This window comes from Streptomyces paromomycinus, assembly GCF_003865155.1.
GTDB classification, from domain to species: Bacteria; Actinomycetota; Actinomycetes; order Streptomycetales; family Streptomycetaceae; genus Streptomyces; species Streptomyces chrestomyceticus.
Map to the genome: position 1 here is coordinate 9,372,125 of NZ_BHZD01000001.1, position 13,887 is coordinate 9,386,011.

The following is a 13,887-nucleotide window of genomic DNA, read 5'->3' on the forward strand; positions in this document are numbered from 1 at the left end:
TCGCTGTCCGAAAGCCGCGAGGCAGCGCCGCTGGGCGGGACCGACGCGCTCAGGCACCGAGTACTGTGTGCTCCACCTGCAAACCGGACGCTCTTGACGGCCGTGGTCCACACCGTCGCGTACCGGCCCGAAGCCAGGGCGCGTCCTCTCAGGATCACGGCACTCCCGACGTGAGGTGTGAGGTGTTCCGGTGTGACGATCTCGCCTCTGCGGCGCCTGCTGTTGTTGCGCCACGCCAAAGCCGCCCGTCCCCCGGGGACGGCAGATCACGAGCGGTCACTGTCCGGGCGTGGCCGCCGGGACGCGCGGGCCGCCGGACAACTGCTGGCGAAGGAGGACTGGCTGCCCGACCTGGTGCTCTGCTCCACGGCTCACCGTACGCGGGAGACGTGGGAGCTGGCCGCGGCGGAACTGGCGGGGCTGCCCGAGGTGCGCTTCGAGCCGCGGCTGTACCACCCGCCGGTGCCGCAACTCCTGGCCGTCGTGCACGAAGTGCCCGCCCACGTGTCGACGTTACTGGTGATCGGCCACAACCCGAGCCTGCGGGACACGATCCTGATCGTGGCAGGCGACGGAGTCGGCCGACGGATCCGGCAGGTCCGGGAGAAGTTCCCGACCGCCGCGGTCGCCCTGCTGGCCTGGCGCGGAACGTGGGGCGAGCTCGACACCCGTACGGCTCTGCTGACCGGTCTGGCCGTCGCTCGGGGAGCCCGGCCAGGGCCTTCGTGACCGGCGGGCGCCGTCCGGCGGCGAGGGGAGCCGGACGGTGTTCCTCAAGCGGATGGTCCGCCGTACTCTCGTCCTACAGTTGCCGCCCCGGACCTCGGCGGCTCGTGTCACTGACGGAGTACGACCCGGGAACGGGCAGCGGGTGACGCGGCAGGCGCCGGCGGGGCCTGCCACCGGCCTGACATCCGAGCCCGTGCGCTGCCTCGGGATCGCGAAGCGCGGTTCGCCGACTGCTCCGGTACAGGACTGTTCCGGTACGGGACCGCTCCGCCGTGTCCGCATCGAGAAGAAGACGAACGGGGTCGAGCTGTTGCGGGTGGGCGTCGAGCTGCCGGCCGAGTACCAGCGGCGGCCGGCCGCCGAGCAGGCCTGGGCGCCGTGCTCGCGCACACGCTGATCGACAGGAAGAACGGCAGGAGGAACAGCACGAAAGGCGGACGGAAGGGACAGGTACAGGGACAGGGCCCAGCCCGGGGACGACCGGAGCGGAGGCAGTCACGATGGCTGTGGAAACAGGTGCCTTGAACCATCGGGCAGTCGAGCCCGAGCGGTGGTACGCGCGTTCGCCGGAGGAGGTCGCGTCGGCCCTGGGGGTGGACCCGGCGGTGGGAGTCTCCGCGGAGCGCGCCGCCGAACTGCTGGACCGGAACGGCCCGAACGCGTTACCGGCGGAGGAGCCCGAGCCGGGCTGGCGGCGGTTCCTGGCCCAGTACCGCAGCTACATGCAGATCATCCTGGTCGTTGCCGCGGTGGTGTCCCTGCTGATCACGGAGTGGGGGACCGCCGGGATACTGCTGGCCCTGACGGTGCTCAACGCGGTGATCGGCATGCGGCAGGCCGGCAAGGCCGAGAGCGCCATGAACGCCCTCAAGTCGATGATGAAGGCGACCGCCCGGGTGCGCCGGGACGGCAAGGAAGCCGAGATCCCCGCCGAACAGGTGGTGGTCGGCGATGTCGTGCTCCTCACGGCCGGGAACGAGGTACCGGCGGACGGCCGCATCATCGCGGCCAGCGCGCTGCAGATCGACGAGGCGACACTGACAGGCGAGAGCGCACCCGTCGCCAAGGAAGCGCGGACATTGCACGGCGAACGGCCGGGACCGGCGGATCAGTCGAACATGGCGTTCATGAACACCCCTGTCACGCACGGCAGCGGCACCGTCATCATCACGGCCACCGGGGCCGACACCGAACTCGGCACCATTTCCGGCATGCTCTCCGCCACGCCCGAAGAAGCCTCGCCGCTGACCAAGGAGCTGGACCGGCTCACCCTGTGGATCGCGGCGGCGGCCGGCCTGACGATGATCGCGATGTTCGCCCTGGGGCGCAGCCGCGGCGAAGCCTGGGACGTGCTCTTCGTGAGCGCCGTCGCCCTGGCCATCGCGGCCATCCCGGAGGCACTGCCCACGGTGGCGCAGACCATCCTCTCGATCGGGGCCGTCAACCTCGCCAAGGGGCACGCGATCGTGAAGGGCCTGCCGTCGGTGGAGACTCTGGGCTTCACCTCGGCCCTCAACTCCGACAAGACCGGCACCCTGACGATGAACCAGGTGACGGCCGTGGAGGTGCTGACGCCGACGGACCGCTACACCGTCTCCGGCAGCGGGTACGGCCTGGAAGGCAAGGTGCACCACGCCGCGGGCAGTTCGGACTCCATCGAGCAGGCGGTGCTGCCGTACCTGGTCGCCTCCGACGCCGTACTCGTCGACGGCAAGGTGGTCGGAGATCCTACGGAGGGCGCCCTGGTCGTCCTGTGCCACAAGGCCGGCCTGGACATCGACGCCACCCGCGAGCGCCTGCCCCGGATGGCCACGCTGCCGTTCGATCCGACCTACAAGCTGATGGCCACGTTCAACGCGGCGAGCGATGCCACCGGGCGGCCGGTCGTACGGTGCTTCGTGAAGGGCGCGGCACCGGCGGTGACGGCCCGAGCGGCGACGGCGCTCTCCGACGGCAGGAGCTTCCCGTGGGACGCCGGCCTGCGCCGGCGGGCCCAGGTGCACGAGGACCGCATGGCGCGGCAGGGCAAGCGGGTGATGGCCGCCGCGGTCCGCGACCTGGACCCGGAACGGTTCGACCCGGCCGGCGACCTCCTCGGGTACGTCACCGAGCTGCAGATGACGAGCCTGGTGGGGATGGTCGATCCGCCACGGGCCCAGTCCCGGGCCGCGGTCGCCGCCGCGCAGGCGGCCCGGATCCGCGTCCGCATGGTCACCGGGGACGAGGTCACCACCGGCGCCGCCATCGCCGAACAGCTCGGCATCGAGGGCGACGCCGTCCTCGGCGCGGACTTCGCCGCCCTGTCCGAGCCCGAACGGCTGGCCGCCATCGAACACATCGGGGTCCTCGGCCGGGTCGCTCCCGAACACAAGGTGCTGCTCGCGGACACCTTGAAGAAGAAGGGCGACGTGGTGGCCATGACGGGGGACGGCGTCAACGACGCCCCCGCGATCAAAGCGGCCGACGTCGGTATCGCCATGGGCTCCGGTACGGAAGTGGCCAAGAATGCCAGTGAGATGATCCTCTCCGACGACAACTTCGCCACCATCGTCTCCGCGGTCGAGCAGGGCCGGAAGATCTACGACAACCTCACCAAGTACATCCGCTTCGTCCTGGTCCTGCTGGTGGTCTTCGTCCTGACGTTCCTCGGCGCCGCCCTGTTCAACATCGCCGCCGGTGAACCGTTCACCGCCGCGCAGGTCCTGTGGATCCACTTCTTCGTCAACGCCGCCTTCGGATTCGCCCTCGGTTTCGACCGGGAGAGCCCGGGCCTCATGGCCCGCAGCCCGCGGCCCCGCGGCGAGCCGGTGCTCACCACGGGAGTGATGCTCACCGTCGGATCGGCGGGACTCGCCATCAGCATCGGCCTGCTCTGCATGATCCAGCTGGGCCGGTCGCTCTACGACAGCCTTCCCATCGGCAACTCCATCGCGTTCACCGCCTTCGCCCTGTGCCTGATCGTGGCCGCCCTCGAATGCCGCAGCGAGACCGGCACCGTGCTGACGACCGCCAGCTTCGACAGCAAGCAGATGAACCGGGCGATGCTGATCGAGGTCGTCCTCGCCGTCGCGGTCACCCAGATGGACCTCTTCCACCGTCTGCTGGGCACCACCGAACTCGACCTGAGGCATTTCGCGTGGGCCCTCGTACCCGCCGCCGCACTGCTGCTCCTGTGGGAACTCGGCAAACTCGTCGCCCGCGGGCGCGGACGTGTCCGGTGACGGGAAGAACGGCGGACGCCATGCGTCAGGGGAGCCCCATGCCCGGTCCCGGTCGGGCGGGAAGCGGGACCGGTTTCTCACAGGTCCCGCTTCGCTATCGGGCCGGGCACCGGGCCCCTACCGGGCGGGTTTGCCGTTCTGAGCACTGACGGACGGAGTCGGGTGCTGACCCGGCGCCTCCCCGGAGCCCGGCCCTCCGCCGACCAGGCCCGCGACCAGCATCGCGGCCAGGATGAGCAGAAGAACCCCGATACTGCCGCCCGCTGCTGCGGCGGCCCGCGGATCAAGGCGCCGACGGTGCGCTCGGACGTGGAAGCCGTTGCGGTAGTGGCTGCGCACGTGTGTCGTTGCCCCTGGAGGGGTGGGTGAAGCCGTACGGACTCGGCGGGCGGGCGACGAACGGGAGAACGATGCGGTGCCTGACGACCCTTTGGTACGGCGGTAGTGCGGCCGGACCCAGGAGCCGTTGCGGTAGTGCCCACGGACGTATGCCATCAGGGTTCCTCGGAAGGAGTGGGACGAGAGGTGAAGATCAGGCCCGAACCAGGGCGCATACTGACGCTACAGCTCGCCACTGACAGCCGGATGGGCGTCAAGTCCTGTGATAATTCGGCCCGTTGACCGACATGCGGGGCGGCCGTCCGCTTCACGGGGGCCGCTGAAGCGGGTCAGCCGGCGCTTTCGCGACGTCGTCTTCCGCCGCCTCATGGCCCGGAGCCTCGGCATCAGCCTGATCGGGCCGCTCGTCACCTGGGGCTTGTGCGTCGTGTCCGGCTCGCTGTGAGGGCTGTACGGGACGGTGTCGTACGCCGACGTGGCCTTGCCGGTTTGTGCGGATTGTCGTGGCTCTCGGCCACCCCGAATGCCGGGACCAGAGCGCTTCCGGTCGACGCGGCTGCCGTCTGATGCCCCAGATCAGTGCTTCAGCGCGAATTTGAGGGCGACGATCAGCAGCCCGATCACGAGGTTGACCGCGTCGGTGAGGACCACCTGGCGCCAGACGGCGCCTGCGCGCCGCGCGGCAGCGGTCGCCCAGCCCATCTGGCTGATCAGGGCGACGGCGAGAGCGAGCCAGGCAGCCCCCTGGACATCGAGGCCCAGCAGCGGGCTGACCAGCACGGCGGCCGCGGAAGGCACGGCGGCCTCCACGATGGGCCACTCCTCACGGCAGACATGCAGCACGGTTGTTCTGCTCAGGGAGCGCTGCGCCAGGCGTGCCCCGAAGAGCTGGGCATGGACGTGCGCGAGCCAGAAGACGGTCCCGGTGGCCAGCAGCAGCAGTGCCAGCTCCAGCCTCGGGAAGGTTCCGAGCGTACTGGCTCCGACCACGACGGAGGCGGCGAGCAGCGAACCGTAGACCCCACCGGTGTAGTCGGCATGAGCGCGGCGCTCACCTCTTCGTACCCGGGCCTGCGCCCTGAACTTCTCCAGCATTCTTCGCTCCCGGGTCAGCGGGCCGGAAACATGGCGCCCACCATCGTGCCGGTCTGCGCACGGTCAGGACACCTCCGGTCCGGAAAGCCGGGGCATTTCCGCTCACGTGGGTTGCTCGGTCGCCGTCGTGCCGCTCGACTGAGCGGAGCGGACCATAGGTGGGGAGGGAGCGAGGACCGGGCTCTGCCCGGCCCTCGCCTGTCGGTCCGGTTCGGGTCACTGTTTGCTCAGATCGGTGGCGATGGTGTGCGCCCACGCGCGGATCTGCTCGAAATCACGCCAGTCGTGGGCCATGCCCCGCTTGGCCATGGAGCGGGCGAGCCAGCCTTGGGGCCGGGGATCGAGCCGGCCGCCGAAGGTCGTGTGGCCACGTGCCTTGATGCGGGACACGTCGCGCAGCACCGCGCGGGTGGGCGGGACCTCCTTCTGGGTCGCGGTGGCGTCGAGGGGGCCGCTGCTGAAGCACCACACCGGGCGCTCCAGCAGCGGGTCCTTGAGCCTGCGGGCGAAGCGGCGGGCGTCGCGGTGCCAGCGGCCGGCGTACAGGCCGCCGCCCAGCACGATCGCGTCGTAGGAGGTCACGTCGGTGACATCCGCCGCAGAGCGGGCCTCCGCCGGCACGCCGTCCTTCTCCAGCGTCGCCGCGATCTCCTCGGCGATCCCCGCGGTTCCGCCGTTCTGCGTGCCGTAGGCGACGAGAACACGCTTGTCGGTCATGGGTGTTCAGCTCCTTCCGAAGGGCTGGGAGGCGGGCGGGATCAGGTCTTGCGCAGCCATTCCTCGGTGATGCCGTGCAGGGCCTGTTCGGTGGGGCGCAGGTGGGCGTCGTCCTCCTGGTGGCCGAGGTGGCCGAGGTGGCCGGTGACGCTGACGACGCCGTCGACGCGGCCGGCCAGCCGTACGGCGATGGGGACTTCGCTGCGGCGCCGGAGTTCGCCGGTGAGGGTGACGACGCCGTCCTGGACGCGCACGCCGATGGTGTGCGGGGCGAGCCACAGGGTGCGGACGAGCACGTCGTCGATTGGAGCGCCGGGCCGGTACGTACCACGGGCGGGGCGCGTCGTCCTGTCCGGCCTGGCGGTACATCAGGTCGGTCTCGGAGACGACGCCCAGCACCTTGTCGTCCTGGTCCACGACGGGCACCCCGCTGACGGCGTGCCGGGCCAAGCAGGTCGGCGACCTCCTTGAACGGCGCGTCAGGGAGCGTCTTGACGACGTCGCGGTTCATGATCTGGTCGATCAGCCGGTGTTTCATCCTCGGTCCTCCTTCCGGCTTCGTGGCTTGTCCCGGGCGGCGGGCCGCCCCGTCCGCTCCGGCAGGGCCGGAACCGGCGATCAGCCGGCCGGAGAACGGGGCCGGTGCTCGGGTCGTCGTCGCAGCCTCCCGGGCGCGGAACGGTTCAGCGGGTGCGCAGGCGGCGCAGGTACGGGGCCTGGGCGCGGTACGGCAGCAGCCGGATGCGGATGTCCAGTGGGAGGATCGCGTCCGGACGGGCGAGTACGGGATTGAGGTCGGCCTCGGCCAGCTGGGGCAGGTCGCACGCCATACGGGACAGACGCAACAGCAGCTGTTCGAGCCCTTCGAGGTCCACGGCCCGGCCGGTGCGGTGACCGAACAGCAGGGGCGTGCAGCGCGGTGCGGTGATCAGGGCGTGGGCGTCGCGGTCGGTGAGCGGCGCGAGGCGGGCGGCGTGGTCGGCCAGCACCTCGGTGGCGGTGCCGCCGAGGCCGAAGAGCACCAGTGGGCCGAAGACCTGGTCCTGGACGACGCCCGCGACCAGTTCTACGCCGCGCGCGGCCATCGGCTGCACCACCGCTCCGGTCATCACCCCGGCGAAGTTCCGGGCCAGCTCCGTATAGGCGGTGCGGATGTGCTGCGGCCCCTCCAGGTCCAGACGCAGTGCACCCACGTCGGTCTTGTGCAGCAAGCCGGGCCAGTACGCCTTCAGCGCCATCTGGCCTCCCCCGAGCCGTTCGGCGGCAGCCACCGCCGCGTCGGCGTCGGCAACCCACTCCCAGGGCGACTGCCGGATGCCGTACGCGTCCAGCAGCGCCCCGCACAGCTGGGGCCCGGCCCAGCCACCGTCGGGACGGCGGGCGAGGAAGTCCGCGACGAGGGCGGCGGCCGCTTCGCTGTCGACGCCCTCCAGAACCGGCACCGTGCCCAGGGGCTCGGCACGCCGGCGGGAATGGGAGACGGCGTGGGCCAGTGCCCGCGCGGCGGACGCGGGTTCGGCGTACGCCGGAACGGTGGCCACCGGCCCGTTCAGCAGCCGTACGGGCACGTCCTGGTCCAGGAGGACCGCGACGACCGGCCGGGGCCCGGTACCGGTCGGCGGGACGAGGGCCCGTGCCGGGTCGTCCCCGGTCGCGGCGGACAGGGCGGTGGGGACCAGCACCACGAGCACGGCGTCCACGGCGCCGTGCCCGGTCAGCAGCGACAGACAGGACGCCAGCTGCTTCCCGGACACGGCGGCGGTGGTGTCCACCGGGTTGACGGCCCGGGCTCCCGCCGGGAGGACCGCCAGCAGGTCGGCGATGAGCGGCCCCGGCAGCTCCGGGACGGTCAGCCCGGCCTCGGCGCAGGCGTCGGCGGCCAGGACGGCGGCGCCGCCCGCGTTGCTGACCACGGCGACGCGCGCCCCGGTCGGCAGCGGCTGGGACCGCAGCAGGGCGGCGGTCGCGACCAGGTCGCTGATGCTGTCGGTGGCGATGATCCCGGCCTGGTGGAAGAGGGCCCGGCGGGTCATGGTGGGGGTGGTGATCGCGGCGGTGTGCGAGGCGGCGGCGCGGCGCCCGGCCTCCGAACGGCCCGCGTCCACGGTCAGGACGGGCACCTTACGGGCCACCCGGCGCGCCGTGCGGGAGAAGCCGCGCGGGTTGCCGAACGACTCCAGGTGCAGCAGCGCCAGGTCGGTGACGCCGTCGCTCTCCCACCACTGCAGCAGGTCGTTGCCGCTGACGTCGTACTTGTCGCCGAGCGAGACGAAGGAGGAGACGCCGATGCCGAGCCGGGAGAGCGCGCCGAGCAGCGCGATGCCCACTCCGCCGGACTGGACGGCGACCCCGGCGGTGCCCGGGCGGGGCGGCGCCGCGGCGAACGTCGCGTCGAGCCGTACGGTCCGCTCGGTGTTGGCCAGTCCCAGACAGTTGGGGCCCACCAGCCGCATCCCGTGGCGCCGGCAGGCGGCCAGCAGCCCCGCCGCCTGGCTGTCGTCGAGCCCGGAGGAGACGGTGACCACGGCTTTGACGCCGAGTTTGCCGCACTGTTCGGCGACGTCGGCGACAGCCGGCACCGGCACGGCCAGGACCGCGAGGTCGGGCACGAAGGACAGGTGCTCGACGGAGGGGTGGCAGGGCGTGCCGTCGATGGTCCCGGTGTGCGGGTTGACGGCGGCGAGCCGCCCGGTGAAGCCGTGCGCGCGGATGTTGGTGAGCAGCGCGCGGCCGACCGAGGACGGCGACCGTCCGGCGCCGATCACGACGACGGAAGCGGGGCGCAGGAGCGGTTCCAGGCTGGCCACGCCGGCGGTGCGCCCTCGCTCGTCCACCGCACTCAAATACCCTTCGTCTTCTGCGAGTTCGATGGTGCAGTGGACTTCCGGCCCGTCGAAACGCCGTGCGGTGCGCAGGCCGAGGCCGGAGATCACCTTGAGCATGGGGTGGTTCTCGGTGAGGGTGTCGACGGTGAAGGAGCGGACGCCGGCGGCGCGGGCGGCATGGACCAGGTGTTCCAGGAGCAGGGTGCCGATGCCGTGGCCGTGCCAGGTGTCGGCGACGGCCAGGCCGACGTCCGCCGTGTCCGGGGTGGCGGGGGAGCGGTGGAACTCGGCCGTGCCGGTGACCTCGTCGCCGGCGAGGGCGAGCAGCGCCCGTGTGCCCGGTGCCTGCACGGCACAGATGCGGTCAGCGGCGTTGACAGCGGAATCCGTACCCACGGTGAAGAACCGCAGCCGCAGGTTCTCGGAGGACATACCGGTGAACATCCGCAGCACTCGCCCGTGGTCCTCAGGCGCGGCCGGCCGTATGCAGACCGTGGTGCCGTCGGCCAGCAGCGCGTGCACGCTGTCTTCGGGCCGTTCGGTGCTCGTCATGGCAGCTCCTCGGACGGGACGGATCCTGCTGACAGACTCCTTGGACCGCGCAGGGCTCCCCAGGGGCCGTACGGGAGCGGTCCGGGCCGTTCGGCCCTCGTGGAGGCGACGGCGGCCGCTCGGCCCCGCTGCGGTGGGACGGTGGTCACGGTCCTGCCTCCCCGGCGGGTTCTCCGGCGGGCAGGGGTTCACCCAGTTCGCCCGCCACGGCGTCCGCCATCGCCCGCAGTACGGCGAGCGTGCGGGCCGCCTCGGTCTCGTCGACGGTGGTGATGGCGAAGCCGACGTGCACGACGACATAGTCGCCGACGCCGGCCTCCGGTGTGTAGGCCAGACACGCTTCGCGCCGGACTCCGCCGAAGTCCACGCGGGCCATGCGCAGTCCGGCACTCCCGTACGTGGCGAGGACGCGGCCCGGAATTCCCAGACACATCGCTGTCAGCCTCCCTTCAGGCGGGCCGCGGCGACCGCCGCCTGGCCGTAGCTGATGCCGCCGTCCCCTACGGGCACGGCGCTGCCGACCACGACCCGCATCCCCTGGGCGCGCAGCAGCCGGGACACGTCCGTCAGCAGGCGGCGGTTGACGAAGCAGCCGCCTGCCAGGCAGACGGTGCGCGGGGCGCCGGCGGCCACGGCCCGCTCGGCCAGCGCGGCGCTCACCTCGGCGATCGTCGTGTGGAAGGCGGCGGCCAGCAGCGGTACGGGCGTCCCGCCGCCGAGTTGGCCGAGCAGAGCGGTCAGGGTCGGCGCCGGGTCGTAGACCCACAGTCCGTCGGCGCGCACCAGACGCCAGGGAAGGGCGGCGCGCCGCGCGGTACCGGCGGCGTTCTCCAGAGCGACCGCGGCCTGCCCCTCGTACGAGATGTCGTCGGCGAGTCCGAGCAGGGCGGCGGCGACGTCGAAGAGACGGCCGGCGCTGGAGGCGCGGGGGCAGTTGAGTCGGCGTCCGACCATGGTGCGGACCGTGGTGACCTCGCGCGGGTCCAGCCGTTCGGTGAAGCGGCGGGCCAGTTCGGGCGACGGAGGCGGCACGCCGAGCGGTTCGAGGCCGTACAGGCAGCCGAGGGCCATCCGCGCCGGACGGCGCACCGCGGCCGCGCCGCCGGGCAGCGGCGCGGTGGCGAAGCGGCCGGCGCGGCGGTAGCCGGTGTAGTCGGCGACCAGGACTTCGCCGCCCCACAGCGTGCCGTCGTCCCCGTACCCCAGGCCGTCGTAGGCGATGCCCAGGAACGGCCCGCGCAGCCGGTGCTCGGCCGCGCAGGCGGCGATGTGCGCATGGTGGTGCTGGACGGCGACCCGCTGCTCGGCCGGGAAGGTCTTGGCCGCCCACTGGGTGGACAGGTAGCCCGGATGCAGGTCGTGCGCCGCCACGCGGGGCGACACGCCGGTCAGCGCCACGAGATCCGCGTAGCAGCGCTCGAAGGCTTCCAGGGTGCGGACGTCGGACAGGTCGCCGGTGTGCGGGCCGGTCACCGCGCGGTCGTCGTAGGCCAACGTCACGGTGTGCTTGCTCTGCGCACCGGCCGCCATGACCGGCGTACGGGTCCGCGCCGGGAGCGGTAGGGGAGCGGGGGCGTACCCGCGGGCCCGCCGGATGGTCAGCACCCGCCCCCGTACCGCCTGCGTCACGGAATCGTCGTACCGGGCGGCGATCGGGCGGTCGTGCGCCAGGAAGCCGTCGGCGATGCCCGCCAGGCGGGTGCGCGCGTCGGCGTCGGCGGTCGCGATCGGCTCGTCGGAAAGGTTCCCGCTGGTGACCACCAGCGGCCGGGCGAGGTCGCGCAGGAGAAGGTGGTGCAGGCCGGTGGCGGGGAGGAAGAGGCCCACGCGTCGGGTGCCGGGGTGGACGGCCGCGGCAGCCGTCCCGCCGGACGGCCCGTCCGCGACCAGCACCACGGGCCGGGCGGGCGAGGTGAGCAACCGGCTCTCGGTACGGGTGGGCCGGGCGATGCGGCGCGCCGCGGCCAGGTCGGCGGCCATCACGGCGAACGGCTTGTGCGGCCGGTGCTTGCGCCGGCGCAGCAGCAGAACGGCCGACGACTGCCGCGCGTCGCAGACGAGCTGGTAGCCGCCCAGCCCTTTGACGGCGACGATGCCACCCTGCGCGATCAGTTCCTCGGCGGCCTGGAGAGCGGCCGGACCGGTGCGGCTCCGGCCGTCAGCGTGCCAGGACAGCCGGGGCCCGCACGCGGGGCAGGCCAGCGGCTCGGCGTGGAAGCGCCGGTCGGACGGGTCGCGGTACTCGGCCGCGCACGCCGGGCACAGCGGGAAGGAACGCATCGTCGTACGGGGCCGGTCGTAGGGCAGGCCCGTGATCACGGTCGCGCGCGGGCCGCAGTCGGTGCAGTTGATGAAGGGGTAGCGGTAGCGGCGGTTGCGCGGGTCGAACAGCTCGGCCAGGCAGACATCGCAGGTCGCCGCGTCCGGCGGGATCTCACGCGGCGCCGGCCGCACCTCGGCGGCGGCACTGGCCCGTACGGTGAACCCGCTGCCTGCCAAGGGGTGTTCGGGGACGTCCGCGAAGCTGCGGATGTGGCGTACGACGGACAGCGGCGGTGCCTGAGCACGCAGGGCGGCACCGAAGCGGTGCAGTGACTGCGCGGGTCCGGCGGTGTCGATGACGACATGGCCGTCGACGTTGCGTACCCAGCCGTCCAGGCCCAGCGCGGAGGCGAGGCGCTGGACGAAGGGGCGGAAGCCGACGCCCTGGACCGTTCCGTACACCTCGAAGCGCCGTGCCTCCCGGTCGCTCCTCATGGCTCTCACCCGCCTGCCGGGCGGGACTCGCCGCCGGCCTGACGGTCCGCATTCCTTGCGCGCGCGTCACGGTGCCGGGTGATCTCCGCTTCCACGGTCGCGGCGAGCGGAGCGACGGCCGCGGCGACGGCCGGCGACAACCCGGTGCCCAGGGAATGGTCCGCGCCCTCGACGGCGAAGACGATCAGCTTGCCCGGCAGGCGGCCCAGCACGTCGGACAGTTCGACGGCCTCCCCCAGCCCCAGCCCGTGGGAACTGGTGACTGCGCGGCGGGTACAGGGGCCTTCGTGGTCGAAGCGGTGGACACGGCCCGGGTGGCCGGGGTGGGCGTGTGCGGCGTCCACCACGACGGCCAGTTCCGCGCCCTCCCACAGCGACATCAGCCGTCCGCTCTCCCCGTCGCAGTCGACGAGGGCGACCGACGGCGGCAGCGGGCGGTCCAGGGCCCGCTCGCGCAGCCGTCGCACGACGGCCGGCCCGATTCCGTCGTCGTGGCGGAACGCGTTGCCGACGCCGATCACCGCGATGCGGGGCACCTGGGTCACGGGATCCTCCTGTCCGGGAGGCGGCCGGTCGGTGGGCCGGGGCCCGCGTTCCGGCCATCGCCGGAACGCCGGACGCAGGGCCCTTCGCCCGTCAGAGTGCGGCCAGGGACCGCCCGTCGGCTTGGGGCCGAACGGCCCTCGACATGCCCCGGTCCACCCCTGCACGGAGGGCGCGTACGGGCGCACAGTGCGGGCAGCCGATTTCCGGAAAGGCGGTGGCTGTGATGGAACGGCCGGTCGTGGTGGGCGTGGACGGTTCCGGCAACAGCGTGCGCGCGCTGGACTGGGGAGTGGAGGAGGCCCGGCTGCGCGGCCTGCCGCTGCGGATCGTGTACGCCTCGCTCTGGGAGCGTTACGGGGAAGGGGCCGCGGAGGAGAAGGAGGCGGAAGAGCGGGTGCTTTCCGCTGCGGCCGAGCGGGCCGCGCGGTGGGTCGGCGAACCGCTGGTGACGACCCGGGCGGTGTCGGACGAGCCGGCCGTGGCCCTTGTCGAGGAGTCCCGCACCGCCGCGCTGCTGGCCGTGGGGCACCGGGGCCGCGGCGAACTGGCGTCCCTGCTGCTGGGGACGGTGAGCCTGACGGTGGCGGGGCGGGCGCACTGCCCGGTCATCGTCGTACGCGGACAGGGGTGGCCCCCGTCTTCGCCCGGCCGGGGCGGCCGGATCGTCGTGGGTGTCGGCGAGGGTACAGGCAGCGAGGCCACGGTTGCTTTCGCGTACGGCGAGGCGGCCCTGCGGCGCGGGGAGATCGAGGCCGTGCACGCCTGGCGGTGCGCGGGCAGTGACTTGGCCGAGGAGAGCGGCCCGTACAGCAAGCGCCGCGAGGAACACCTCCACCGCGCCTCGGACATGCTCGAAGCAGCCCTCGCTCCCGCAGCGTGCGAGCACCCGGAGATTCCCGTGACCCCCCGGCCGGCCGAAGGCAACCCCCGCGACATCCTGCTGGCCGCTTCGGCCGGCGCGGACCTCCTGGTGGTCGGCGCCCAACGCCACCGGCACACGCTCGGCCTGCAACTGGGCCCGGTCAACCACGCCGTGCTCCATCACGCCGGGTGCCCGGTGGCCGTCGTACCGCGGGCGTGACCGGGTGCACCCGGCCCGGACGCGG

Annotated in this window: 10 protein-coding genes; 3 read left to right on the forward strand and 7 right to left on the reverse strand. The window is 72.8% G+C overall.

Annotated elements, in window-relative coordinates:
- The first annotated feature begins 192 nt into the window (after positions 1 to 192).
- Complete coding sequence (locus OEIGOIKO_RS39800; protein ID WP_125058136.1) at positions 193 to 729, forward strand: SixA phosphatase family protein; 537 nt, start codon at positions 193 to 195, stop codon at positions 727 to 729.
- Positions 730 to 1,229: 500 nt separating this feature from the next.
- Positions 1,230 to 3,950, forward strand: coding sequence for a cation-translocating P-type ATPase (locus OEIGOIKO_RS39810; protein WP_125058138.1), 2,721 nt, complete (start codon positions 1,230 to 1,232; stop codon positions 3,948 to 3,950).
- A 915-nt stretch (positions 3,951 to 4,865) separates the two neighbouring features.
- Here the strand turns inward: OEIGOIKO_RS39810 and OEIGOIKO_RS39815 are convergent.
- From OEIGOIKO_RS39815 to OEIGOIKO_RS39845, 7 genes are all read right to left on the reverse strand, one after another.
- Entirely contained in the window at positions 4,866 to 5,384 is a 519-nt protein-coding gene (locus tag OEIGOIKO_RS39815; RefSeq protein ID WP_125058139.1) for a hypothetical protein, read from the reverse strand.
- Between the two features lie 216 nt (positions 5,385 to 5,600).
- Positions 5,601 to 6,101 carry a flavodoxin domain-containing protein gene (locus OEIGOIKO_RS39820; protein ID WP_125058140.1) on the reverse strand — a complete coding sequence of 167 codons (501 nt, stop codon included), beginning with the start codon at positions 6,099 to 6,101 and terminating at the stop codon, positions 5,601 to 5,603.
- Positions 6,102 to 6,142: 41 nt separating this feature from the next.
- Entirely contained in the window at positions 6,143 to 6,397 is a 255-nt protein-coding gene (locus OEIGOIKO_RS43810) for a BON domain-containing protein (protein ID WP_307721256.1), read from the reverse strand.
- Between the two features lie 387 nt (positions 6,398 to 6,784).
- Positions 6,785 to 9,478 carry a bifunctional acetate--CoA ligase family protein/GNAT family N-acetyltransferase gene (locus OEIGOIKO_RS39830; RefSeq protein WP_125058141.1) on the reverse strand — a complete coding sequence of 898 codons (2,694 nt, stop codon included), beginning with the start codon at positions 9,476 to 9,478 and terminating at the stop codon, positions 6,785 to 6,787.
- 145 nt (positions 9,479 to 9,623) lie between these two features.
- A complete protein-coding gene (locus OEIGOIKO_RS39835; protein WP_125058142.1) occupies positions 9,624 to 9,911 on the reverse strand; it encodes a HypC/HybG/HupF family hydrogenase formation chaperone in 288 nt (95 codons plus the stop codon).
- A gap of 5 nt (positions 9,912 to 9,916) precedes the next feature.
- On the reverse strand, positions 9,917 to 12,235 hold the full coding sequence (gene hypF, locus OEIGOIKO_RS39840) for a carbamoyltransferase HypF (RefSeq protein WP_125058143.1): 2,319 nt from the start codon (positions 12,233 to 12,235) through the stop codon (positions 9,917 to 9,919).
- Positions 12,236 to 12,240: 5 nt separating this feature from the next.
- Positions 12,241 to 12,780 (reverse strand): hydrogenase maturation protease, encoded by a 540-nt coding sequence (locus OEIGOIKO_RS39845; protein WP_125058144.1) that lies wholly within the window; start codon positions 12,778 to 12,780, stop codon positions 12,241 to 12,243.
- Between the two features lie 224 nt (positions 12,781 to 13,004).
- Here OEIGOIKO_RS39845 and OEIGOIKO_RS39850 point away from each other — a divergent pair, with 224 nt between their 5' ends.
- Entirely contained in the window at positions 13,005 to 13,862 is an 858-nt protein-coding gene (locus tag OEIGOIKO_RS39850) for a universal stress protein (RefSeq protein WP_246177894.1), read from the forward strand.
- Positions 13,863 to 13,887: the final 25 nt, after the last annotated feature.